Annotated in this window: 22 protein-coding genes; 13 read left to right on the forward strand and 9 right to left on the reverse strand. The window is 62.3% G+C overall.

Features of this window, described 5'->3' with window-relative positions; all coding sequences use genetic code 11:
* The first annotated feature begins 39 nt into the window (after positions 1 to 39).
* Positions 40 to 2,793 (forward strand): glycoside hydrolase family 3 protein, encoded by a 2,754-nt coding sequence (locus CEC48_RS16980; RefSeq protein WP_088424789.1) that lies wholly within the window; start codon positions 40 to 42, stop codon positions 2,791 to 2,793.
* Positions 2,794 to 2,902: 109 nt separating this feature from the next.
* Here CEC48_RS16980 and CEC48_RS16985 read toward each other — a convergent pair whose 3' ends face one another.
* From CEC48_RS16985 to hpaR (CEC48_RS17015), 7 genes are all read right to left on the reverse strand, one after another.
* On the reverse strand, positions 2,903 to 3,529 hold the full coding sequence (locus CEC48_RS16985; protein WP_088424790.1) for a TetR/AcrR family transcriptional regulator: 627 nt from the start codon (positions 3,527 to 3,529) through the stop codon (positions 2,903 to 2,905).
* 118 nt (positions 3,530 to 3,647) lie between these two features.
* The gene (gene fecE, locus CEC48_RS16990) at positions 3,648 to 4,439 is read right to left on the reverse strand and encodes a Fe(3+) dicitrate ABC transporter ATP-binding protein FecE (protein ID WP_088424791.1); all 792 of its coding nucleotides are present in this window, start codon (positions 4,437 to 4,439) and stop codon (positions 3,648 to 3,650) included.
* Between the two features lie 4 nt (positions 4,440 to 4,443).
* The gene (locus CEC48_RS16995; RefSeq protein ID WP_088424792.1) at positions 4,444 to 5,412 is read right to left on the reverse strand and encodes an iron chelate uptake ABC transporter family permease subunit; all 969 of its coding nucleotides are present in this window, start codon (positions 5,410 to 5,412) and stop codon (positions 4,444 to 4,446) included.
* Entirely contained in the window at positions 5,409 to 6,398 is a 990-nt protein-coding gene (fecC, locus tag CEC48_RS17000) for an iron-dicitrate ABC transporter permease FecC (RefSeq protein WP_176438729.1), read from the reverse strand. Before fecC ends, CEC48_RS16995 begins: the two co-directional genes overlap by 4 nt.
* 2 nt (positions 6,399 to 6,400) lie before the next feature.
* A complete protein-coding gene (locus tag CEC48_RS17005; RefSeq protein WP_088424793.1) occupies positions 6,401 to 7,321 on the reverse strand; it encodes a Fe(3+) dicitrate ABC transporter substrate-binding protein FecB in 921 nt (306 codons plus the stop codon).
* A 133-nt stretch (positions 7,322 to 7,454) separates the two neighbouring features.
* A complete protein-coding gene (locus CEC48_RS17010) occupies positions 7,455 to 9,845 on the reverse strand; it encodes a TonB-dependent receptor (RefSeq protein WP_088424794.1) in 2,391 nt (796 codons plus the stop codon).
* 86 nt (positions 9,846 to 9,931) lie between these two features.
* A complete protein-coding gene (hpaR, locus tag CEC48_RS17015; protein ID WP_088424795.1) occupies positions 9,932 to 10,354 on the reverse strand; it encodes a homoprotocatechuate degradation operon regulator HpaR in 423 nt (140 codons plus the stop codon).
* A 210-nt stretch (positions 10,355 to 10,564) separates the two neighbouring features.
* On the opposite strand from hpaR (CEC48_RS17015), the gene CEC48_RS17020 reads away from it, so the two are divergent.
* Positions 10,565 to 11,821 (forward strand): OprD family porin, encoded by a 1,257-nt coding sequence (locus CEC48_RS17020; RefSeq protein ID WP_088424796.1) that lies wholly within the window; start codon positions 10,565 to 10,567, stop codon positions 11,819 to 11,821.
* An 11-nt stretch (positions 11,822 to 11,832) separates the two neighbouring features.
* On the opposite strand, the gene hpaA is transcribed toward CEC48_RS17020, so the two are convergent.
* Positions 11,833 to 12,735 (reverse strand): 4-hydroxyphenylacetate catabolism regulatory protein HpaA, encoded by a 903-nt coding sequence (gene hpaA / locus CEC48_RS17025; protein ID WP_088424797.1) that lies wholly within the window; start codon positions 12,733 to 12,735, stop codon positions 11,833 to 11,835.
* 143 nt (positions 12,736 to 12,878) lie between these two features.
* Here hpaA and CEC48_RS17030 point away from each other — a divergent pair, with 143 nt between their 5' ends.
* The 8 genes from CEC48_RS17030 (at position 12,879) to hpaI (ending at position 20,347) form a co-directional block, all read left to right on the forward strand.
* Positions 12,879 to 13,544 (forward strand): fumarylacetoacetate hydrolase family protein, encoded by a 666-nt coding sequence (locus CEC48_RS17030; protein WP_088424798.1) that lies wholly within the window; start codon positions 12,879 to 12,881, stop codon positions 13,542 to 13,544.
* Positions 13,541 to 14,311, forward strand: coding sequence for a fumarylacetoacetate hydrolase family protein (locus CEC48_RS17035; RefSeq protein WP_088424799.1), 771 nt, complete (start codon positions 13,541 to 13,543; stop codon positions 14,309 to 14,311). Before CEC48_RS17030 ends, CEC48_RS17035 begins: the two co-directional genes overlap by 4 nt.
* Positions 14,312 to 14,316: 5 nt before the next feature.
* The gene (gene hpaE, locus CEC48_RS17040; RefSeq protein WP_088424818.1) at positions 14,317 to 15,777 is read left to right on the forward strand and encodes a 5-carboxymethyl-2-hydroxymuconate semialdehyde dehydrogenase; all 1,461 of its coding nucleotides are present in this window, start codon (positions 14,317 to 14,319) and stop codon (positions 15,775 to 15,777) included.
* 170 nt (positions 15,778 to 15,947) lie between these two features.
* Positions 15,948 to 16,805 carry a 3,4-dihydroxyphenylacetate 2,3-dioxygenase gene (gene hpaD / locus CEC48_RS17045; RefSeq protein ID WP_017478949.1) on the forward strand — a complete coding sequence of 286 codons (858 nt, stop codon included), beginning with the start codon at positions 15,948 to 15,950 and terminating at the stop codon, positions 16,803 to 16,805.
* A 162-nt stretch (positions 16,806 to 16,967) separates the two neighbouring features.
* Positions 16,968 to 17,360 carry a 5-carboxymethyl-2-hydroxymuconate Delta-isomerase gene (locus tag CEC48_RS17050; protein WP_088424800.1) on the forward strand — a complete coding sequence of 131 codons (393 nt, stop codon included), beginning with the start codon at positions 16,968 to 16,970 and terminating at the stop codon, positions 17,358 to 17,360.
* A 49-nt stretch (positions 17,361 to 17,409) separates the two neighbouring features.
* Positions 17,410 to 18,714, forward strand: coding sequence for an MFS transporter (locus tag CEC48_RS17055; protein WP_088424801.1), 1,305 nt, complete (start codon positions 17,410 to 17,412; stop codon positions 18,712 to 18,714).
* Positions 18,715 to 18,724: 10 nt separating this feature from the next.
* Positions 18,725 to 19,528: a 2-oxo-hept-4-ene-1,7-dioate hydratase gene (gene hpaH, locus CEC48_RS17060; protein WP_088424802.1), complete on the forward strand. Its 804-nt coding sequence runs from the start codon at positions 18,725 to 18,727 to the stop codon at positions 19,526 to 19,528.
* 18 nt (positions 19,529 to 19,546) lie between these two features.
* Entirely contained in the window at positions 19,547 to 20,347 is an 801-nt protein-coding gene (hpaI, locus tag CEC48_RS17065) for a 4-hydroxy-2-oxoheptanedioate aldolase (protein ID WP_088424803.1), read from the forward strand.
* A gap of 148 nt (positions 20,348 to 20,495) precedes the next feature.
* Here hpaI and hpaR (CEC48_RS17070) read toward each other — a convergent pair whose 3' ends face one another.
* Positions 20,496 to 20,918 carry a homoprotocatechuate degradation operon regulator HpaR gene (gene hpaR / locus CEC48_RS17070; RefSeq protein ID WP_010175444.1) on the reverse strand — a complete coding sequence of 141 codons (423 nt, stop codon included), beginning with the start codon at positions 20,916 to 20,918 and terminating at the stop codon, positions 20,496 to 20,498.
* 195 nt (positions 20,919 to 21,113) lie between these two features.
* On the opposite strand from hpaR (CEC48_RS17070), the gene CEC48_RS17075 reads away from it, so the two are divergent.
* The 3 genes from CEC48_RS17075 (at position 21,114) to CEC48_RS17085 (ending at position 23,651) form a co-directional block, all read left to right on the forward strand.
* Entirely contained in the window at positions 21,114 to 22,412 is a 1,299-nt protein-coding gene (locus CEC48_RS17075) for an FAD-binding oxidoreductase (protein ID WP_088424804.1), read from the forward strand.
* A 161-nt stretch (positions 22,413 to 22,573) separates the two neighbouring features.
* Positions 22,574 to 22,939: a cupin domain-containing protein gene (locus CEC48_RS17080; protein WP_088424805.1), complete on the forward strand. Its 366-nt coding sequence runs from the start codon at positions 22,574 to 22,576 to the stop codon at positions 22,937 to 22,939.
* A 52-nt stretch (positions 22,940 to 22,991) separates the two neighbouring features.
* Positions 22,992 to 23,651, forward strand: a complete 660-nt coding sequence (locus CEC48_RS17085; RefSeq protein WP_088424806.1) for a LuxR C-terminal-related transcriptional regulator — start codon at positions 22,992 to 22,994, stop codon at positions 23,649 to 23,651.
* The last annotated feature ends 78 nt before the right edge of the window (positions 23,652 to 23,729 follow it).

The raw sequence follows: 23,729 nt of genomic DNA on the forward strand, positions 1-23,729 counted from the left end.
CGGCGCCCAGTTTTCAATAATCAGTTGTCGGAGAGCCCCATGAGTAAACGCAAAATGATCGGTGCGCAGTCGGCTTTCGCCCTGCTGGCACTTGCCGTGTCACAGGTGCATGCAGCCACCAGCCCTGCCCTGGATGAAGCCCGGGTAAGCCGTGCCGAAAAGGCCGCGGACAAGACCTTGGCCAAGATGACCATGGAAGAAAAACTCGCCTATATCGGCGGCACCGGTGGTTGGGACGTCAAGCCGCTGACCCAGTATGGCGTGCCGCAGATTCATGGTGCCGACGGTGGCGTGGGCGTGCGCTACACCAGCGAAGGCAATGACCAGGGCGTGGTGTACCCCTCCGGCCCGAACCTGGCGGCCAGCTGGAACCCGCGCCGCGCCATCGACCTGGGTCGCGCCCTGGGTTACGACACCGCCAGCGGCGGTTATCAATTCGTCACCGGGCCCGGGGTGAACCTGTACCGCATGCCCTACAGCGGCCGGGCGTTTGAGTACCTGTCCGGTGAAGACCCGTTCCTTGGCGCCAGCCTGGGGCCGGCGCTGATCAATGGCATCCAGTCGCGCGGGGTATGGGCCAACGCCAAGCATTTCGCCGCCAACGACCAGGAAAGCAACCGCTTCCACCTCGACGAGACCATCAGCGAACGGGTACTGCGCGAGATGACCCTGCCGCCCTTCGAGTCCGCCTCGAAGAACAGCAAAGTGGCGATGATGATGTGTTCATTCCAGAAGGTGAACGGCGAGTACGCCTGCGAGAACAAGCACCTGATGCGCGATATCCTGAAGACCGAATGGGGCTATCCGGGCTTCGTGCAGAGTGACTACAACGCTGTGGTCGACGGTTTGCCGGCGGCACAGGCCGGTACCGATCTGGACATGATGGGCTACCAGATGAACAGCACCGTGCTCAAGCCGTTCCTCGACAGTGGCGAGCTTGCCAGCGCCACCATCGATGACAAGGTGCGGCGCATCCTCAAGCAGATCTACCTGTACAAATTCGACAGCAAGGCGCCATTGACCAGCCACAACATGAACAGCGCCACCAGCAACCGCACGGCGCTGAATGCGGCCCGCGAAGGCATCGTGCTGCTGAAAAACCAGAACAGCCTGCTGCCCCTGGATGCGAAGAAGGTCAAGCGCATCGCCGTGGTCGGCAACCTGGCCAAGTACGCACCGCCTACCGGATTTGGCAGCGCCAACGTGATGGCCACCCACTACATCAGTGAGCTGAGCGGCCTGCAGCAATTGGCGCCGAACGCCAAGGTCGAGTTCATCGACGGGCTGTCCCTGGACCAGACGGCGTCCAACTGGACCCACACCGACAGCGACGGCAACAGCGTCAAGGGCTTGAAGACCGAGTTCTTCAGCAATACCAACTGGTCCGGCGACCCTGCGGCCACCCGTACCGACAACCATGTCGACCTCGACTGGTCCACCGACAGCCTGCCGGTGAATGGCGACACTGCCGCCACGTCGATCCGCTACAGCGGCCAGATCACCCCGACCGTCAGCGGCGAACAGGTGTTCAAGGTGCGCGCCGACGGTGCCGTGCGCCTGTACGTCAATGGCCAGAAAGTCCTCGACAACGGCGACGGCAATCCACTGCCCAACAACAGCATTCCGCCGACGATTCCGGTGTTTGCCAAGGTCAATCTTGAAGCCGGCAAAGCCGTGGATATCAAGCTTGAGTACTCGCGCCGCAAAGGCTACATCTCGACCATGGGCGGCCTGGTAGGCGTGCAAATGAGCTGGGCCTCGTTGGTGGCGCCCAAGGACCTGGCCCAGTACGACGCCGTACTGGTGGCCGCAGGCAACAGCAATGAGTACGAAGGTGAAGGCTTCGACCACAGCTTCGACTTGCCGGAGTATCAGAACCTGCTGATCCAGAGCATCGCCAAGGTCAACCCGAACACCGTGGTCACCCTGCACGGCGGTACCGGGCTGAAGATGAGCGACTGGATCGACCAGGTGCCGGCGGCGCTGCATGCGTTCTACCCGGGGCAGAACGGCGGCCAGGCCCTGGCGGAGATTTTGCTGGGCAAGGTCAACCCGTCCGCCAAGCTGCCGATCAGCATCGAACGCAACATTGAAGACAACCCGATCTACGCGACTTTCCCGAAATTCGACAATCAGGAAACCCTCACGCAGATGAGCTACAAGGACGACCTGTTCCTGGGTTATCGCGGCTACGAAAAGAAAGGCATCAAGCCGCTCTACCCGTTCGGCTATGGCCTGTCGTACACCACCTTCGGCTACAGCAACATCAGCGTGACGCCCGGGGTGGCGGTGGCCGGCGCGCCGATCAAGGTGTCGTTTGACCTGAGCAACACCGGCAAGGTGGCAGGCGCTGAAGTCGCCGAGCTGTATGTGGGCCAGAACAAACCAAAAGTCGAACGGGCGCTGAAGGAACTGAAGGGCTACAAAAAGGTGTTCCTCAAGCCCGGCGAGAGCAAGCGCGTCACCATCGAACTCAACGACCGCTCACTGGCTTACTTCGATGTGGCGAGCAAGCAATGGGTGGTGGACGCTGACAGCTTCAACCTGTCGGTCGGCGCCTCGTCCCAGGACATTCGCCTGAACGCCAAACTGGTCAACCCGTTCCGCCAGGAACTGTCGACCACCACCAGCAACCCGCTGCCACGTTCGGCACTCAACTCCACGCTGCGTGAGCAGCCAACAGTCAAGACCGGTGGTGTCCTGCAGCAGAACCAGGGTGACTCCGACACCAGCGACGGTGACGGCTACGACACCTCGGATGACAGCAGCCAGGGCAGTTCGACTGGCAACTGATAAAACCCTGTAGGAGCGAGCTTGCTCGCGAAAAACGCAAAGACACCGCGTTAATCCAGGATGCCCGCGTTATCGTTGACGTCCTTCGCGAGCAAGCTCGCTCCTACATTCACGCTCGTATGGCCGCATCGACCCGCGCGATGTAGGTATCGAAACGCGCCACCAGGTCCACCTGAGCAGGAAAGCGCAGCCACTGGATCTGCAAGCCGTCCATCATGGCCAGGATCTCTTCCACCAGCCCGGCGATGTCCACATCACCGCGCACCTCACCCATGGCCACAAGGTCTGCAAACTGCCCGTGCAGGCGCCGCTGAATGCCCGCATAGCGCTCCTGGAACCAGCCCCAGGCCGGCTGGGTGTCCAGCAGGCTTTCCGCATTCAGAATGGTAAAGGCCCGCACCACGCCCGGCGCAGTCGCGTTGGAGCGGTTGATCGCCCGCAGGCTCCCCAGCAACCCGGACAATGACTTCTCGGCCCGAACCTCGTCGGCAATCCGTTGATTGACCTCGTCCCGGCGTTGCAGCACACCCATCAACAACGAAATCTTGCTGGGAAAGTGATGCAGCAGGCCGGCCACCGAGATCCCGACGATCGCCGCCACCTGCGCCATCGAGGCGCCGCTGTAACCTTCCAGGGAAAACACCTGTAATGCGGCGTCCAGCAATTCTTCCCGGCGTTTTTCACCTTTGGGCGCACGTCGGGATTTGGGCAAGGTAGCGGGTTGCGTCTCGGTCATTGGAAGGTCCTTTGGGCAGGTCTGCACCGTATCCAAAATGGCCAGGAGCCGCAAATAAACCTCAGGCGCTCTCGCGCTCGATCAAGCGGCACGCCAACGCGCAAGACGCGGTGTGGCATCAGGAGTGACTGCGGGTGCTTTTTTCCACCAGGCACATCGGCGTACCCGCCACCGGTTCGCGCATGATCTGCACCTGCACATCGAACACCTCGTGCATCAGCCCGGCGCTCATCACCACCTGCGGCGTGCCATCCGCCACCAGCTTGCCGCCCCGCATCACGGCAAGGTGGTCGGCGTAGCGGCAGGCCTGGTTGATATCGTGCAACACGGTGATCACGGTTTTGCCTTCAGCGGCCAATTCGCGCATCAAATCCATCAGTTCAACCTGGTGGCTGATGTCGAGGTACGTGGTGGGCTCGTCCAGCAACACCACGGGGGCATTCTGCGCCAGCACCATCGCCAGCCAGGCGCGTTGGCGTTGGCCACCGGACAGGTCCGCCAGGGCACGCTCGGCAAGGGTGTCCAGTTCCAGGCGTTGCATGGCCTGCGCGACGTGGGACTGATCGCTGCCGCTCAGGCGTCCCCACAATGAGTTGTGCGGGCTGCGGCCATAGGCGACCAGTTGGCGCACGCTGACGCCTTCCGGCACCGGTAGCACCTGGGGCAGAAATGCAATGTGGCGCGCCAACTCGCGTGCAGACAAGGTGTGGTAGGACTGGCCATCAAGCACCAATTCGCCGCGGGTCGGCTTGAGGATCCGCGCGAAAGCCTTCAGCAACGTCGACTTGCCACAACCGTTGGGGCCGATCAGGGCGGTGACGCGACCGGGAGGTGGCGCGAAGGACAAGCCTTCCACAATGCGCGTCGTGCCATAACCAACATCGAGCTGGCGTGCGTAAAGAGTGCTCATGTCATCAGCCTTTGAACCGTGCCAGCAACCAAAGAAAATACGGTGCGCCAATCACCGCTGTGAGGATCCCCGCCGGGATTTCGCTGGGCGCGATCAGCGTGCGCCCCAGCGTGTCGGCCAGCACCAGCAGCAGCGCACCGATCAGCATCGAGGCCGGTAACAGCTGCTGATGATGCCCGCCCACCAGGCGCCGTGCCATGTGCGGTGCCACCAGGCCGATAAAGCCGATCGGCCCGATCACGCCAACGCCCAGGCTGGTCAGCAACACCGCACACGCCATCGCCAGCCAGCGCGTGCGGCCCAGTGCGGTGCCCAGGCTGTGCGCGGCCTCATCGCCGAGGGCAATCAGGTTCAGCGGTTTGGCCAGGCACATTCCCAAGGGGATCAGCACCAGGAACGGCAGCACCAGCACCACGTGGTGCCAGTTACGGCTCCACAGGCTGCCGGTCAGCGCGAGCAGCGCCGTGTTGATATCCAGTGGATGGGACAGGATCAGAAATTCAGTAACGCTGGAAAGGGTCACCGCAATAGCCACCCCGGACAGGGCAAAACGCACCCCGGAAAAACTCACCCCGGTGTTGTACAGCGCCAGCAGCAATGCGCCACCGGCACCGCCCAGGCAGGCTACCAGCGGCAACCACACAATCGGCAACTGCGGCCAGGCGATGATCGCCACGGTCAGCGCCAGCCCAGCCCCCTGGGTGACACCCAGAATCTCCGGCGACGCCAGCGGGTTGCGAATCACGCCCTGCACGATCGCCCCGGCCAGGCCGAACGCACAGCCGGCGAGTATCGCGATCAGGCTGCGCGGCAGGCGATGGTTCCACACCTCAAAATCCAGGGCGTCATGGGCCAACAGACGGGCCAACACTGTTTCCGGCTTGAGCCACAAGGTGCCGGCGCTGAGGCTGACAAAGGTTGCCAGCAGCAACAGGCCCACCAACAGCCACACACGCATTCGCGGCCGGGTCATAAGGTGCGCCTGGCGAGGAACAGAAAGAACGGTGCGCCAATCAGTGCGGTGACTACACCGGCGGGCGTCTCCACGGGAAAGGCCACCGCGCGACTCAGCAGATCCGCCCCGAGCACGATCACCGCCCCCAACGCCGCGCTCAGCGGAATCAGCCAGCGATAGTCGTTGCCCAGGAACTGGCGCACGATATTCGGCGCAATCAGCCCGACAAAACCGATGGGGCCCACCGCGCAGACACTGGCGCCCACCAGCAGCAGGCTGGCGATAAAGACTTGAAGGCGCAGGCTGGCAATACCGACGCCCAACGAGCGTGCAGCGTCTTCGCCCAGGTTGATCAGGTTCAAACGCGGCGCGCACCACAGCGCCCACAGCCCGCCGATCAACGTACAGGGCCAGAGCAATTGCACCTGCGCCGCGCCCACGTTGGCCAACGAACCGGCCAGCCAATTCAGCACGCTCTGCGCTTGCGCTTCGACCAGGATCACCGTGAGGCGCGTCAACGCGGCGCATAACGCAGCCACCGCGACACCGGCCAGCACCAGCCGGCCCTGGGCCGTGGTCGCAGACCAGGCGCCGCCCAGGCTGAACACCGTGACCCAGGCCAGGGCGCCGCCCACACAGGTCATCAGCAATGCACCACCGGCAAACGGCGGCGCCACCAGGCCGGTGGAAAACAACGCCAGCCCCAAGGCCGCCCCGGCTGTTACGCCGAACAACGAAGGCGATGCCAGGCGATTGCGCGTGATGCCTTGCATCAACGCACCCGCCAGGCCCAGGCAAGCGCCCACTAATGCGGCGCAAAGGGCACGCGGAACACGCAACTGCGCGACGATATAGGCCATGTTGCCGCCTGCTTGCCCTTGATGAACCAAACCATTCCACGCATCCGCCTGGCTGATTGCAAACGGCGACCAGCTATACAACGAAAGCCAGAACAACCCGGCGCCAAGCAGCACAATGCACGCCGTCGCGATCCCGCGCGGCACGTTTATTGGCTCAGCACGGCTTTGCCGCCCTTGAGAATGGCCAAGGCGTCTTCAGCAATCTGCTCCGAGGCCAATACCCCCCGGTTACGCGCCCAACTGTCGCCGTCGACTTCGGCCACCTGATGATTGCGCACCGCCCCCAGCACTTGCCACAGCGGTTGTTTGCTCCAACTGTCGACAATGCTCGGACGCCGGTAGTGACCTACCAGCAACCAACCAGGGTCTAGCGCGAGCAGTTGTTCCAGGCTGACGAACTCGGTAGGCGCCGCCTTGGCGCGCACGGCAGGCACCTTCAGGCCGATGGCCTGCAGCACACTGCCCGCATAGGAGTCCGGCCCGTGCACTGAAAAACTGTCCTCTCGGGCAACGCCAAACAGCACGCTGGCACCTGCCGGGATCTGTTGCGCAATCGCCTTTAGATGCTCACGGTTCTGTGCAATACGCGCTTGCATCTGCGGGCTTTTGCCGAGGGCCTTGCCGATCAGTTCGGCTGACTTCAGGCTGCCTTCGTAATCCTCACCGCGAGAGGGCAACAACAGGGTCGGCGCGATGCTGGCCAGGTCGCTGTACAACGCTTGATGACGGTTCAGGTCGGCAACGATCAGGTCCGGTTTGAGTCGAGCGATTTCTTCGATGCTCGGCTGGGAGCGCAACCCGACAGACTTCCACTGGCCGATGGCCTGGCGCACACGCGGCAACACGCGGTTGGCATCACCGTCATCGGCAGCGCCTACGGGGGTCACGTCAACGGCGGCCAGGCTGTCGAGAAACGAAAATTCCAGCACCACCACGCGCTTGGGCGCATCAGGCAGATGCACCGCATGCTGGCCATCGTTGACATCGATGGGCTCGGCGCGCAACACGCTGCAAGACAAAGCCAGAACACAGGCGGCAAGGGTCGGGATGAAGCTGAACATACGCATGGCAAGTACCTTGGCTTGAAACGCCCACGCTAGACAGGCCTGGGAAAACGGCGGGTACTATTCCATATCGCGGCGATACGATCAAAAAACATTCGCCGTTGCGTGAGCTTCCTATTCACCCCCTGCCCTGTCCTCAAAAGTCAACAGTGGCTGACAGCAAATACGTGCGGGGCGTCGACAAGGTCAACCCCGGCTCGCTGTCATCCGAGGCACCCGCTGAACTCCAGTAGCGCCGGTTGGCCACGTTCTCGACATTGGCCCGCAGGGTAATGTGCTTGTCGTCGAGCTTGAAGGCGTAGCGTGCGCCGACGTCGAGGCGGGTCCAGGCGTCGATTTCCTTGACGTTGGACTGGTCCAGGTACTGCGAGCTGGAATAGATCCCGCGACTGGTCAGGGTCAGGCCTTCAACGGTCGGCACATCCCACTCGGCGCCCAGGTTGACGTTGTACTTGGGCGTGGCCGGTGCGCGGTTGCCATCAAAGGTGCCGTTGGTGGTGTTGCTCAACTCGCTGTCGATGTACATCACCCCGCCCAGCAGGCGGAAGCCCTTGAGCGGTTCGCCGAACACGCTGAGTTCCACGCCGTCGTTCTGGCGCTTGCCGTTGGGGCCGAACACCTGCGTGGTGGCATTGGTCTCGTAGGCCGGCTGCTTGATGCGGAACACCGCCGCCGTTACCGCGAACGCACCGGCGTCGTACTTGGCGCCGACTTCGACCTGGCGGCTGATGAACGGCGGGAAGATTTCGTCGTCGTTGATCGAGGTCGACGGCGCGACCTTGCCCTGGCTCAGGCCTTCCATGTAGTTGGCGTACAACGAGAGCTTGTCGGTGGCCTTGAACAGGATGCCGCCCGAGGGTGAAATCTTTTCTTCGTCGTAGGCGGTCTTGCCTTTGACGTTATCGGTCCAGTCGTCCACCTTGACCCGCTGCCAGCGCGCGCCGAGGGTCAGCAGCAGCCGGTCATCGAAGAAGCCCAGGGTGTCGGACAACGCCACGCCGCTGAAGCGGTTCTCGGTGTAGACCTTCGAGTCGAACCGCGTTGGCCGGCCGGGCGCGGGGGTTTGCACAGGGTTGTAGATATTGCTCGTACCGGACGCATAGCGCGCGCCGCCGTTTTCGAAGTCCATGTAGAAGTAGCTGGCCGCCAGGTTGACCTCATGGCTCACCGGGCCGGTATGGAACCAGTTGCGCACGCCGGCCGTAGCAGTACGCACGTTTTCGTCGCGGGTGAAGTCGCGGGGCTGCACGCTGAAATCACCGGCATTGTTGGTCACTGACACGGCGTGGCGCAGGAAGTCGTGGTTACTTTTGCGCGCGCCCACGCCGCCGTAGAGCATCACGTTGTCGCTGAGGTCGAACTCACCGTTGACCGTGCCGAACGTGTCGTTGGTGCTCGCCTTGCTCCAGGGCTGCGCGTAGTTGTGGCGCACGTCGTTGGCACTCGGCACCTTGGCGTCGGGGCCGACCTGTACGCGTTCTTGCGGGGCGTCGGTGTCACGCTCGGTGCGGCCGATGTCGGTGGAGAGTCGCAGGCGCTCACCGCGAAAATCCAGGCCCAGTACCGCCATCTCGCGGTCGACACTCTGGTGGTCCCAGGCGGTGTCGCCGGACTGCTTCACGCCGTTGAAACGCAGGCCGAACTTGTTGTCTTCACCGAAACGCCGGCCGATATCCACGGCCCCGCCCGCCTGGCTGTCGGAGGCCCAACTACCGGTAAACGAGGTGATGGGTGTGTCGGTGGCGCGCTTGGGCACCACGTTGATCCCGCCGCCCACGCTGCCCCGTGGCGAGATGCCGTTGATCAACTGGCTGGGGCCTTTGATGATGTCGACGCGCTCGGCCATTTCCATGTCGATGGTGTAGGTCGGCAATACGCCGTAGAGACCGTTGTAGGCGACATCACTGTTGAACAGGCTGAAGCCGCGAATGGTGAATTGCTCATAGCGCCCGCCCGCCGGGTTGGTGGCGCGCACCGAGGGGTCGCTGGCGATCAGGTCGCCAAGGGTGCGCGCCTGCTGGTTCTTGACCGCCTCGCTGGTGTAGGTGGTCATGCTGAACGGGGTTTCCATGAAGTCCTTCGAGCCCAGCAGGCCTTGGGAGCCACGGCGCGCCACCTGGCCACCGGCGAAGGACTCGCTGCCAGCGTCGCTGGTGGTACCGAGAATCGAGGTGGGCGCCAGTTGCAGGCTGCCGCCTTCGGGAATCGGGGTCAGCATGTAAGCCTGTTCACCCATGGGTTGCAGTTGCAGGCCCGAGCCTTGGAGCAGGCGCGCGAAACCTTCTTCCACGCCGTATTCGCCGGACAACCCGCTGCTGTTGCGGCCGCTGACCAGCGCCGGGTCCACCGACAGGTTGACCCCCGCCAGGCCGGCGAAACGGGTCAACGCGGCGCTCAGGCTGCCGGCCGGCACCTGGTAGCTGCGCCGGGACGCGCCGTCTTCGGCATAACTGATGGGGACGAACAACGGGCTGGCACTCAGGCTCAGCATGAGGCTGAAATTCAGCAACGGGCGTATTGCGGGCATTGGCAGAAGCTCTCGATTTTGTTCACTTACCTGGAATGACCAGCCACGTGAAAAAAGGGGACAGGCTTCAGCCAATATTTTCGAAATTACGGTTTGATGCTTTTCAGCTTGTTGAGCAACTCCAGCAATTGCTCCAGGGATTCCTCGCCGAACTGCTCCTGAATCTTCTGGTAATTGCTTTCCATCCCGGCGCTCATGTCGACAAAACACTGCTGGCCCTGCTCGGTCAGGGCAACAAACATCCGGCGCTGGTCTTCGGACGATTTGCGCCGGCGCACGATGCCGTCACGCTCCAGCCGCCCCAGCACGCCGGTCATGCTCGGCTTGAGGATGCACGCCAGGTGCGCCAGTTGGTGGCTTTCCAGTTCGCCCTGCTGGCGCAGGATGCGGATCACCCGCCACTGCTGTTCGGTCAGGTCATGTTCATTGAGCAACGGCCGGAAGAACGCCATGGTCGCTTCGCGGGCCTGGAGCAAGGTGAGCGTAAGGGACGGTCTAGGGGTGGGCATGGTTCACGCGCATAAGAGGTCGAAGCGTCGAAGCTTAGAGTCGGTGCCTTGTGCATGCAACTCGGGGCACGCAGCAAGTCGTTAATTTCGAAATGAATTCGTAAAAAGCTGTTAATCCCGCTATTCAGATTAAATATAACATGTTAACAATATGCCGCCCCTGCCCCGGCGGCGGGCTCCACCAACAAAAACAATAAAAGGAACGCCCTCATGCACTCGTGCCTCTTTCGCACGGCGGCAAGCGCTGGCCTGTGCGCCGCGTTTACCCCTCTGGTCGCCCACGCCGACTTCATCCAGGACAGCAGAGCCAGCCTGGACCTGCGCAATTTCTACATGAACCGCGACTTTCGCCAGGCCAACGCGCCGCAGAACAAGGCTGACGAATGGGCGCAAGGTTTTGTGTTGCGCCTGGAGTCGGGCTACACCGAAGGCGTGGTCGGTTTTGGCGTAGATGCCTTGGGTGAAATGGGGCTGAAGCTCGACTCCAGCCGCGACCGCCGGGGCACCGGGCTGCTGCCGTCTGGCGCCAGCGGGGAGCCTGCCGACAGCTACAGCGAACTCGGCCTGACCGCCAAATTGCGCGTGTCTAAAACCGTGCTCAAGCTCGGCACCCTGCAACCCATACTGCCGGTGGCCGCCTACAACGACACCCGCCTGCTGCCGTCGACCTACAACGGCGAACTGGTGACGTCCCAGGATATCGATGGCCTGACCCTGAATGTGGGCCGCCTGGAAAAACAAAACCTGCGGGACTCCTCCAACAACGAATCCATGAGCTACGGCGGCGTCACCAGCAGCCACCTGGACCTGGCCGGCGGCACCTACGCGATCAACCCGCACCTGGCGGCGACCTATTATTACGCGCAGATGCAGGACATCTACCGCCAGAACTTTATCGGCCTGGTGCATGACCTGCCGCTGGCCGAGGGCGTGAGCCTGCGCACCGACCTGCGCTACTTCGACACCCGCGAGCAAGGCAGCGCGCTGCTGCGCAGCCCTACCCGGGTTGACGGCGGGCGGATCGACAACCGCTTTTTCAACGGCATGTTCAGCTTGTCGGTGGGCGCGCACAAATTCGGCCTGGGCTACCAGAACCTTTCCGGTGACGGCGATTTTGCCTTCCCGGGGCAAGACCCGTACTCGGTCAACCTAGTGACCATCAATATCTTCACCAAGGCCAACACCGACGCGTGGCAGGCGCGATACGACTACAACTTCGCCGCCCTCGGCCTGCCCGGCCTGACCTTCATGACCCGCTACGTCGACGGCAGCCACGCGCAAACCGCCACGGTGCGCAACGGCCGGGAATGGGAACGCGACACCGACCTGGTCTACACCGTGCAAAGCGGCCCACTGAAGAACGTCAACGTGCGCCTGCGCAACGCCACGCTGCGCTCAAGCAACGGCCTGACCAGCGACATCGACGAAAGCCGGGTGATCATCGGCTACACCGTGGCCCTGTGGTAAGGGTAAGCGCCTCAACGCAGCCCCGATTGACGCTGGCGGTATTCCCCCGGCGTCATCTGCGCGTAACGCTGGAAGAACCGGCTGAAATACGCCGGGTCCTTGAACCCCAATTGGTAGCAGATTTCATTCGCCGAACTGCCGGTAAACAGCAGCAGGCGCCGGGCTTCCTGCATCAACCGTTCAAGGATCAGGCGTTTGGACGGCAGGTCGGCGATGCGTCGGCACACTTCGTTCAGCCGCGCTTCGGTGACACCCACACCGTCGGCGTAGCGCGACAACGGCCAGTGTTGCCGGTAGTGGTCTTCGATCAGTTCGTTGAAGCGGTGGAAGATCCGCAAGTCTTCGTGGCGTGCCGGGCGGGCCTCCAGGGAATTGGCGCAGAGCCTGAGCAGGCTGATCATGATCAGGCGCGTCAGGCTGTCCAGCGCCGAACCGCGCCCACAGGCCTGGGCGTTGATCTCGTTGCACAGCTCGTCGAAGAGGAATTCCAGGCGGCGCACCTCGGAATGAAACTCCGGCGCCAGCCGCGCCAGCGCCACACAGGCGGGGGGCAATTGCGCGCCGGGGGCCAGGCTCGGGTCGGCGTCGATCAAGGCCCACACCAATTGCTGGCGTACGGTCAGCACATGCCCATCGGCGTCGGCTTCGGTGACAAAGGAATGCGCCACCGTGGGCGGCGTAAGGAAAAACATCGGCCCGGATTCGAGGTACTGCTGGTCGTCCAGATAGACACGCACCGCGCCGGTCTTGACGTAATGCACCTGGAAAAACCGGTCGTGGCGATGCACCGGCATGTTGCGGCCAAAAAAACCCGCCAGGTTGCCGAGCCTGTCGTAGTGCACCTCGGCATCGCTGTAACGCTGGTCGTAGACCTGCCCGATGTTGATGTTGGGGATCGGCTGACGATCGCTCATCACTGCATTCTCTTTGTTGTTTTGCGTGCCCCGAAATATTGCCACGCTTGACGATAGTTAACATCTTAATTATAACGTTAACAGGTTAACGAATATCCCACGGAGCAGAGCCGAATCTGCCCCGCCACTGCCAGGAGAAAAGCATGAGCCGTGCCCTGCATGATGTTGCGAACGGCACCCTGTTCGGCGTTGCGCTGAACTACCAGGGGTTGCTGAACCAAAGTCTCGCCGAATTCGAACAAGCGCCTTACCAGAAACCACCGGTCAAGCCGGTGCTGTTCATCAAGACGCCCAACACCCGCAATAGCCACAGCGGTGTGGTGCTGCACCCTCCGGGTGAACGCCTGCAACCCGGCCCGGCACTCGGGGTGGTGATTGGCAAAAGCGCCAGCCGCGTCAGCGTTGAAAACGCCCTGGAGCATGTGGCCGGCTACACCATCGTCAATGAGTTCAGCCTGCCGGAAGACAGCTACTACCGCCCGGCGGTGAAAGCCAAGTGCCGGGACGGTTTCTGCGCATTGGGCCCGGAACTGGTGGCCCGTGACCAGATTGCCAACCCGCACCAATTAAGCGTGAAGCTGTTCGTCAACGGTGAACTGCGCCAGCAAAACTCCACCGCCAATTTCGTGCGCAGCATCCCGCAGTTGATCGCCGAGATCAGCGAGTTCATGACCCTGCACGAAGGCGATGTGCTGATCACCGGCACACCCGAAGGCCGGGTGGATGTGCAACCCGGCGACACGGTTGAAGTCGAGATCAGCGGCCTGGGCCGCCTGGTCAACCACATCAAGGCAGAGGAGCTGTCATGAAACACGCCCGTATTCGCTTTGAAGGTGCCGTGCACCAGGTTCTGGTCGAAGCCCAGAACGCCGTGCGCCTGGCTGATGGCCGCCGGGTGGCTGAAGACCAGGTCGAATGGCTGCCACCGGCCACCGGCAGTATGTTCGCCCTCGGCCTGAACTACGCCGACCACGCCGCCGAACTGGCCTTCAAGCCGCCGACCGAACCGCTGGCCTTCATCAAGTCCCCCGGCACCTACACCGGCCACAACCAGGTGACCTGGCGCCCGGACAACGTCGCCTACATGCACTACGAGTGCGAGCTGGTGGCCGTCATCGGCAAACCGGCGCGCAACGTCAAGCGTGCAGACGCCCTGGACTACGTGGCCGGCTACACGGTGTGCAACGACTACGCGATCCGCGACTACCTGGAAAACTACTACCGCCCCAACCTGCGGGTGAAAAACCGCGATGCCACCACGCCCGTCGGCCCCTGGATTGTCGACGTCGCCGACGTGCCGGACCCAAGCAACCTGAAGCTGCGCACCTGGATCAACGGTGAACTGCGCCAGGAAGGCAGCACTAAGGACATGATTTTCGACATCCCGTATTTGATCGAATACCTGTCCAGCTTCATGACCCTGCAACCCGGCGACATGATCGCCACCGGCACGCCGGAAGGCCTGGCCGATGTGGTGCCGGGGGACGAAGTGATCGTGGAAGTGGAAGGCGTAGGTCGCCTGGTTAATCGAATTGTCAGCGAGGCGGACTTTTTTGCCGCCGGTCAAGAGGCATGAGCAGCATGATCAAACACTGGATCAACGGCCGTGAGGTCGAAAGCAAAGACACCTTTATCAACTACAACCCGGCCACCGGCGAAGCCATCGGTGAAGTCGCCAGCGGCGGCGCCGAGGAAGTGGCGCAGGCGGTAGCGGCAGCCAAGGAAGCCTTTCCGAAGTGGGCGGGAACCCCGGCCAAGGAACGTGCCCGCTTGATGCGCAAGCTCGGTGAACTGATCGAACAGAACGTGCCGCACCTGGCCGAGCTGGAAACCCTCGACACCGGCCTGCCGATCCACCAGACCAAAAACGTGCTGATTCCCCGCGCGTCCCACAACTTCGACTTCTTCGCCGAAGTCTGCACCCGCATGGACGGCCACAGTTACCCGGTGGACGACCAGATGCTCAACTACACCCTGTACCAGCCGGTGGGTGTCTGCGCGCTGGTGTCGCCGTGGAACGTGCCGTTCATGACGGCTACCTGGAAAACCGCGCCGTGCCTGGCGCTGGGCAATACTGCCGTTTTGAAAATGTCCGAGCTGTCGCCGCTGACGGCCAATGAGTTAGGGCGCCTGGCGGTCGAGGCCGGCATTCCCAAAGGCGTGTTGAACGTGATCCAGGGCTACGGCGCCACCGCCGGTGACGCGCTGGTGCGCCACCCCGACGTGCGCGCGATTTCCTTTACCGGCGGCACCGCCACCGGCAAGAAAATCATGCAGACCGCCGGGCTGAAAAAGTACTCGATGGAGCTGGGCGGCAAGTCGCCGGTGCTGATCTTTGAAGATGCCGACCTGGATCGCGCCCTCGACGCAGCCTTGTTCACCATCTTCTCGCTGAACGGTGAACGCTGCACCGCCGGCAGCCGGATCTTCATTCAGGAGAGCGTGTATCCGCAGTTCGTCGCCGAGTTTGCCGCCCGCGCCAAACGCCTGATCGTCGGTGACCCGCAGGACCCGAAAACCCAGGTCGGCTCGATGATCACCCAGGCCCACTATGACAAGGTCACCGGCTACATCAAGATTGGCCTCGAAGAAGGCGCCACCCTGCTGGCCGGTGGCCTGGAGCGCCCGGCCAACCTGCCGGCGCACTTGAGCCGTGGGCAGTTTATCCAGCCGACGGTATTCGCCGATGTGAACAATAAAATGCGCATTGCCCAGGAAGAGATCTTTGGCCCGGTGGTGTGCCTGATTCCGTTCAAGGACGAAGCCGAGGCGCTGCAACTGGCCAACGATACCGAGTACGGCCTGGCGTCTTACATCTGGACCCAGGACATCGGCAAAGCGCATCGTCTGGCCTACGGCATAGAAGCCGGCATGGTGTTCATCAACAGCCAGAACGTGCGGGACTTGCGCCAGCCGTTCGGTGGCGTAAAAGGTTCCGGCACCGGCCGTGAAGGCGGCCAGTACAGCTTCGAAGTGTTCGCCGAGATCAAGAACGTGTGCATTTCCATGGGCAGTCATCACATCCCGCGCTGGGGTGTTTGAGTGATCCCTGTGGGAGCTGTCGAGCTTTGGCGAGGCTGCGATGCAAGCGCTGCGGTCTGCCGGAGACAGCGCGGTGATCCCATCGCAGCCTCGCCGGGGCTCGACAGCTCCCACATTTGATCTTTGACAACACGCTTCCCAGACAAAAACAATTATTCAGGAGAATCATCATGGGCGAAGTCGTCCTGGCAGCGAAGATCTGCCACGTTCCTTCAATGTACCTGTCGGAACTGCCCGGCAAGCACCACGGTTGCCGTGAAGCAGCCATCGCCGGGCACAAGGAAATCGGGCGGCGCGCCCGTGAACTGGGGGCCGACACCGCCGTGGTGTTCGACGTGCACTGGCTGGTCAACAGCGGGTATCACGTCAACTGTGGCGAGCATTTCAAGGGCACCTACACCAGTAACGAGCTGCCGCACTTCATCAAGAATATGGAGTACGAGTACCCGGGCTGCCCGGAGCTGGGTGAGCTGATCGCCGCCGAGGCCAACCTGGCCGGCGTGCGCACCATGGCCCACAACATCCCGAGCCTGGAGCTGGAATACGGCACCCTGGTACCGATGCGCTACATGCACATGGGCGTACCCGACGAGCAGAAGTTCGACGTGATCTCCATCGCCGCCTGGTGCGCCTGGCACCGCCTGGAAGACAGCTTCGCGTTTGGCGCTGCCGTGCGCCGGGCCATCGAGAAGAGCGACCGCAAAGTCCTGGTGCTGGCCTCGGGTTCCCTCTCCCACCGTTTCTCGGACGACCGCGAAGCCGAAGCCAACATCCACAACTGGACCCGTGAATTCGACAAGCAGATGGACCTGCACGTGGTGGAAATGTGGAAGCAAGGCCGCTTCAAGGAGTTCTGCGCGATGCTGCCGGACTACGCCGAGCACTGCTTCGGCGAAGGCAAGATGCACGACACCGCGATGCTCCTGGGTCTGCTGGGCGGGCCGGACTACAACCAGCCGGCCGAGATCATCACCCAGCCGTTCGGCAGTTCGGGTACCGGCCAGATCAATGCCATTTTCCCTTTATGAGCCTTGGTGAGGATCAAATATGGGAGCTGTCGAGCCCCAGCGAGGCTGCGATGGGATCGCTACGGTCCGACAGGTACACCGCGGTGATGCCATCGCAGCCTCGCTAAAGCTCGACAGCTCCCACAAGGAATCAGCTGCACCTCACCATGAGAGGAGATACACATGCCGCACTTCATTGCCGAATACACCGACAACCTCGAACAGCAAGCCAACCTGCCGGCGCTGTTCGAACAGGTTCACGCCGTGCTGGGCGACAGCGGCGTGTTTCCCCTGGGGGGCATTCGCAGTCGCGGGGTGCGCCTGGACACCTGGCGCATGGCCGACGGCAAGCATGACTACGCCTTCGTCCACATGACCCTCAAGGTCGGCCACGGACGGGACCTGGAGACCCGCAAGACAGTCGCCGAAGCGCTGTTCAAGGTCATCACCGAACACTTCGCCGAGCTGCAATCCCAACGGCTGCTGGCGTTGTCGTTCGAGATGATCGAGCTGCACCCCGAGCTGAATTTCAAGCAGAACAACGTGCACGCATTCCTGAAGAACCAGGCGGGCTGACCACAGCCCGCTTTCCGCCCATGGCACTCAAACAAAAAAGAACAACATCATGAGCACAGCCAATACTGCCGACAGCACCACCCTGATCGAACATCAGCGCACCCACAGCATCGTCACCTGGCGACTGATGCCGTTGCTGCTGATCTGCTACCTGTTTGCCCACCTGGACCGGATCAACATCGGCTTCGCCAAGATGCAGATGAGCACCGACCTGCACTTCAGCGACACGGTGTACGGCCTCGGGGCCGGCCTGTTTTTCATCGCCTACGCGCTGTTCGGCGTACCGAGCAACATGGCCCTGGACCGGGTCGGGCCACGGCGCTGGATCGCCTGCCTGATGGTGGTGTGGGGCGTGCTGTCCACCAGCATGTTGTGGATCGAAAGCTCCACCGGCTTCTACGTGCTGCGCTTTTTGCTGGGGGTGGCCGAGGCCGGCTTCTTCCCGGGGATTTTGGTGTTTCTCAACCGCTGGTACCCGGCCCGGCGCCGGGCGCAAGTCACCGCGCTGTTTGCGATCGCCGTGCCCATGGCCGGTGTGATCGGCGGCCCGTTGTCCGGCGCGATCCTGGAGCACTTCCATGATTTTGGCGGGCTGCGCGGCTGGCAGTGGATGTTCCTGATCGAAGGTGCGCCGGTAGTGCTGCTGGGCCTGGTGGTTCTGAAATACCTGCCGGACAGCTTCGAAACCGTGAAGTGGCTGGAACCGGCGCAAAAGCAACAACTGCGCGAGCAACTGAGCAATGAAGAACAGCGCAAATCCATCACCTCCTTTGGCGGCATCGTGCGGGACCCGCAGGTGTGGTTGCTGGTGGCGGTGTACTTCGCGGTGATGCTGGCGGTGAACACCCTGGCATTCTGGATGCCCACCCTGATTCACGGCGCCGGCATCGGCCGCGACAGCCAGGTGGGCCTGCTGAGTGCCGTGCCGTACCTGGCCGGGTGCTTCTTCATGATCGGCTGCGGACGCTCATCCGACCGCCACCGCGAGCGCCGCTGGCACCTGTGCGTGCCGTTGCTGATGTCGGCCATCGGCATCGCCGTCGCCGGGCTCTCGCCCACCAACCCGACCCTGGTGCTGGGCGGCCTGATCCTGGCCGGCATGGGCGCCAGCGCGGCGTTGCCGATGTTCTGGCAACTGCCGCCGGCGTTCCTGTCCAACAGCACCCAGGCGGCCGGCATCGCGCTGATCAGCTCGTTCGGCAGCATCGCTTCGTTTCTTGCGCCGTACCTGATCGGCTGGATGCGCGACACCACCCAAAGCGCGAGCCTGGCCCTGTACGTGCTGGCGCTGCTTATCGCCCTCGGCGGCCTGCTGGTGCTGCGCACCCACGCTGCCATCGTCAACCCCCAGTAGAGAGTTCGTCATGCTTGATCAAGCCCTTATCCAGCAAGCCGCCGCCCGCCTCGACCAGGCCGAGCGTTCCCGTGGACAGGTGCGCCAGTTTTCCCTGGAGCACCCGAACATCACCCTCGAAGACGCCTATGCCATCCAGCGCGCCTGGGTGGCACAGAAAATCAAGGACGGGCGCAAGCTGGTCGGGCACAAGATCGGCCTCACCTCCCGGGCCATGCAGGTGTCGTCGAACATCAGCGAGCCGGACTACGGCGCCCTGCTCGATGACATGTTCTTCGACGAAGGCACTGATATCCCGTTCGAGCGCTTCATCGTGCCAAGGGTGGAAGTGGAACTGGCGTTCATCCTTGGCAAACCGCTCAAAGGCCCGAACTGCACGATTTTCGATGTGCTCGATGCCACCGAATGGGTGATCCCGGCGCTGGAAATCATCGACGCACGCATCCAGCAAATCGACCCGCACACCAATGCCACGCGCAAGGTGTTCGACACCATCTCCGACAACGCCGCCAACGCCGGTGTGGTGATGGGCGGCCGTGCCGTGCGCCCGACCGAGATCGACCTGCGCAAGGTGCCGGCGGTGTTGTACCGCAACGGGGTGATCGAAGAATCCGGCGTTTCGGCGGCCGTGCTCAATCATCCGGCCAAGGGTGTGGCGTGGCTGGCGAACAAACTGGCGCCGTACGACGTCACCTTGCAACCCGGCCAGATCATCCTCGGCGGCTCCTTTACCCGCCCGGTGGCAGCAAATCCGGGTGACACCTTCCATGTCGACTACGACATGCTGGGCTCCATCTCCTGCCGCTTTGTCTGAATACTGGAGGACTGTTTCATGGACATGCCCATCAACCGCTTCAAGCAGCGCCTGCAAAGTGGCGAAACCCAGATCGGCCTGTGGCTCGGCCTGGCCGATGCCTATTGCGCCGAGCTGGCGGCGAATGCCGGGTTTGACTGGCTGCTGATCGACGGCGAGCACGCGCCGAATGACCTGCGCGGGATGCTCGGCCAGTTGCAGGCGGTTGCGCCGTACGCCAGCCAGCCGGTGATTCGCCCGGTGATCGGCGATACGGCGTTGATCAAGCAGGTGCTGGATATTGGCGTGCAGACGCTGTTGGTGCCGATGGTGGAGACGGCTGAACAGGCGCGGCAACTGGTGCGGGCGATGCGTTATCCGCCTCATGGCGTACGGGGTGTTGGCAGTGCGCTGGCGCGGGCGTCGCGCTGGAACAGTATTCCTGGGTATCTGGATGAGGCCGATGCGCAGATGTGCCTGCTGGTGCAGATCGAGAACCGTGAAGGCCTGGAGAATTTGGACGCAATTGCGGCGGTTGACGGGGTGGACGGGGTATTTATCGGGCCGGCGGATCTGAGTGCGGCCATGGGGCATCGGGGGAATCCGGGGCATCCTGAGGTGCAGCTGGCGATTGAAGACGCGATCGGGCGGATTCAAAGGGCTGGCAAGGCGGCGGGGATTTTGAGTGCAGATGAGAAGCTGGCGCGGCGGTATATCGAGTTGGGGGCGGCGTTTGTGGCGGTCGGGGTTGATACGACCGTGTTGATGCGTGGGTTGCAGGGCTTGGCGGCCAAGTTCAAAGACACCGCAGCACCCGCCACTTCCGGCGGGGTGTACTGACTCTCTGAAACAACAAAGATCCAAAATGTGGGAGCGGGCTTGCTCGCGAAAGCGGTGTATCAGTGCCAGATTTGTTGGCTGACCCACCGCATTGGCGAGCAAGCCCGCTCCCACAAAAGCCCATTCCCACATTGGGATCCGGGGTGTTTCACCGCTTGATGGTCTTCAACTCATCCAGCAACCCCAACAACACCTGCAACTTCTCCTCCCCGAACTGCCCCTGCAAGCGCTGGTAATTCTCCTCCATGCACTGGCTCATCGACTCAAAACTGGCCTTGCCCTTCTCCGCCAGCGTCACCAGTACCCGTCGCTGATCCTGCTCGGCCTTGCGCCGATGCACCATCCCCGCCGCCTCCATGCGCACCAGCACGCCGGTCATGCTCGGTTTGAGAATGCACGCCAGCTCCGCCAGTTGATAAATCTCCAGCTCGTCATGCTGGCTCAGAATTCGAATAACCCGCCATTGCTGCTCGGTCAGCCCATGCTCATTCAGCGAGGGCCGGAAAAAGCTCATGGCCGCTTCACGGGCCTGAAGCAAGGTCAAGGTCAGGGATTGTCTGGGTTTCAACATAGGCTCAGGGTCACGATAAATTTAGTTAATGTTTTAACGAAACTCTAACACTCTCCTCCCCTCCTCACGCTATAACTTGTGAGACGGGCGAAGGCTCTGGCGCGCAGGATCAAAACCTGCGGCACACAGAATCAAGACATCCGCCGCGCCAACGCTCTTAATACGCTCATTAGCTCTTCACTGTCAGGCAGCGCAATGATCAATATCGAAACGCCGACCTATTACACGGCGACCAAGAAATACAACCTCAGCTTCCCGACCCTGGAACAGGACGTGGAAGCCGATGTGGTGATCATCGGCGGCGGCTTTTCCGGGATCAACACCGCCCTGGAACTCGCTGAAAAAGGCATCACCAATATCGTGGTGCTGGAAGCGCGTTACCTGGGGTTTGGGGGCACCGGGCGCAACGGTGGGCAGATCATGGCCGGCATCGGGCACGACCTGGAAAAGATCAAGAAGGAGGTGGGTGAAGATGGCCTGCGCCAGATCTTCGAGATCAGCGACCTGGGCGCCGACATCATCAAGAACCGCATCGCCAAGTACGACATCGATGCCGACTTCTGCCACGGCTACGGCTACATGGGCTTCAACGCCCGCCAGGAAAAGACCCTGCGCGCCTGGGAAAAAGACTTCAAATCCATCAACTCCCAACACGAGATCCGCTTCCTCGGCGGCTCCGACGTGAAGCAGATCATCGGCTCAGATGCCTACAGCAGCGCCCTGCTACACATGGGCGGCGGGCATGTGCACTCGTTGAACCTGCTATTGGGTGAAGCCAAGGCCCTGGCCGGCCATGGCGTGCAAATTTTCGAGAACAGCCCGGCGCTGGAAGTCAGCTACGGCGAACGCATCACCGTGCGCACCGGGCGTGGCTCGGTCAAGGCCAGCAAGCTGCTGTGGGCCTGCGACAGTTTTCTCAACAAGCTGGAGCCGGAACTGCACCGTTCGACCATCAACACCTACGCGTTCCAGATGATGACCGAGCCGTTGTCCGAGGAGCTGATCAACCGCATCAGCCCGATTCGCGGGGCCTACAGCGACATTCGCCCGGTGATCGACTACTACCGCGTCACCAACGAAAACCGCCTGCTGTTCGGCGCCGCCACGCCGTTGGTCGAGCACATTCCCGGCGATTTAAAAGCCTGGAACCGCAACCTGATGCTGAAAATCTTCCCGTACCTCAAGGACGTGAAGATCGACCTGGCCTGGGGCGGTCCGATGGCCTGCACCCCGAACCTGTTCCCGCAGATCGGCACCCTGCCCGGTCGCAGCAACGCGTTCTATGTACAGGGCTATTCGGGCTTCGGTGTCACCCCGAGCCACATCATCTGCAAGGTGCTGGCCGAGGGCATGAGCGAAGGCTCGGCGCGGTATGACCTGGTCAGCTCGATCCATCGCCCGACCATCATCGGCAAGGACGCGATCCGCCCGCTGCTGCTCACTGCCGGCAAGTCCTGGCACCAGCTCTCCGGTTACTGGAACGGCCGCCGCTAAAGCCCAATACCTGACACCTGACACCTGTAGGAGCGAGCTTGCTCGCGAAAAACTCAAGGACGCCGCGTTCATTCAGGACGCCAACGTCATCGTTGACGACCTTCGCGAGCAAGCTCGCGCCTACAGTTGATCGCTATTTTTTCCCATCAGGAGCAACTGCCATGACCCTCATCACCCTCAAGAAAGACATCCAGCTGTCGGAACTCGACGCCTGGGGCACCGTCGCCGACCTCGGTTCGACCATCCTCGAAGGCGAAGTCCGGGCCTTCGGCAAAATGACCTTCGGCGCACCCACCGACCCGGTCAGCAGCGCTTATTTCGGCACCACCCAGGGCAAGTTCCGCATGGTCTACCCATTCGCCGAACAGGCCACCGTGGTCACCGGCGAAGTGGTGCTCACCGATGAGTCCACCGGCCAGAGCACCCGCTACAAGGCCGGCGACAGCTGGTTCGTGACCAAAGGCACGCCGGTGCTGTGGGAAGTGGTCAGCGAAAGTTTCGTCAAACACTACTTCGCCGTGGTGTGATGGACCCGGCTGCCGGCACCCGTCGGCAGCCCTTTGGCGCAGGTGACTGACCATGCACGCCCTCCCCGCCCACGAAGTCGCCGGCCAGTGCCTGCAGGCTTTCACCCGGCTGATTCCGGTCAGCCAGGCCGCGTTCTATTGTGTCGACCGGCACCTGCAGGCGCGGGATTTCCAGCTGCACGGCATGAGCGGCGAAATGCACCGCGACTACCTGGACAACTACCGCCAATTCGATCCTCTTCAACCCCGCAACTGCCTGTCCAGCGGGTTGGCAGTGGTGCCGCTGGGCTTTGCGATGGCCCGCCAGCCAACGCGGGATACCCGGCGTTATGGGGATTTTTTGCGGCGCTATGGCGTGGTCGATGTGGTGGAAATCCTCGCCCAGCGCGCCGGCCAACCACAGGCGGCGATTTCGCTGTTGCGCACGGCTGATCAAGGCGCCTTCACCGGCGAGCAACTGGCCCAACTGAATGCCCTGCAAACCTTGCTGCAACTGGCCGTCGCCAACATGCAGCCCGCTGAAGATGCGCTGGCCGGCCTGACGCCCAAGGAGCGCCAGATCGCCCTGTTGTTGCGCCAGGGCGCCAGCAACAAACAGCTGGCCCAGGAGCTGGACGTCGGCCTGCCAACCATCAAGACCCACCTGATCAACCTGTTTCGCAAGACCGGCGTCAGTAGCCGCACAGAGCTGGTGGGCACGCTGTTTCTGTAGCCCGCCTCAACCATCCGGTTGATACCCGAGCCCGCTCCCGGGCGCGATGATCCGTGGTGTTCATCCACCCAACCGGAG

It is taken from the genome of Pseudomonas sp. K2I15 (assembly GCF_002204795.1).
Lineage (GTDB): Bacteria > Pseudomonadota > Gammaproteobacteria > Pseudomonadales > Pseudomonadaceae > Aquipseudomonas.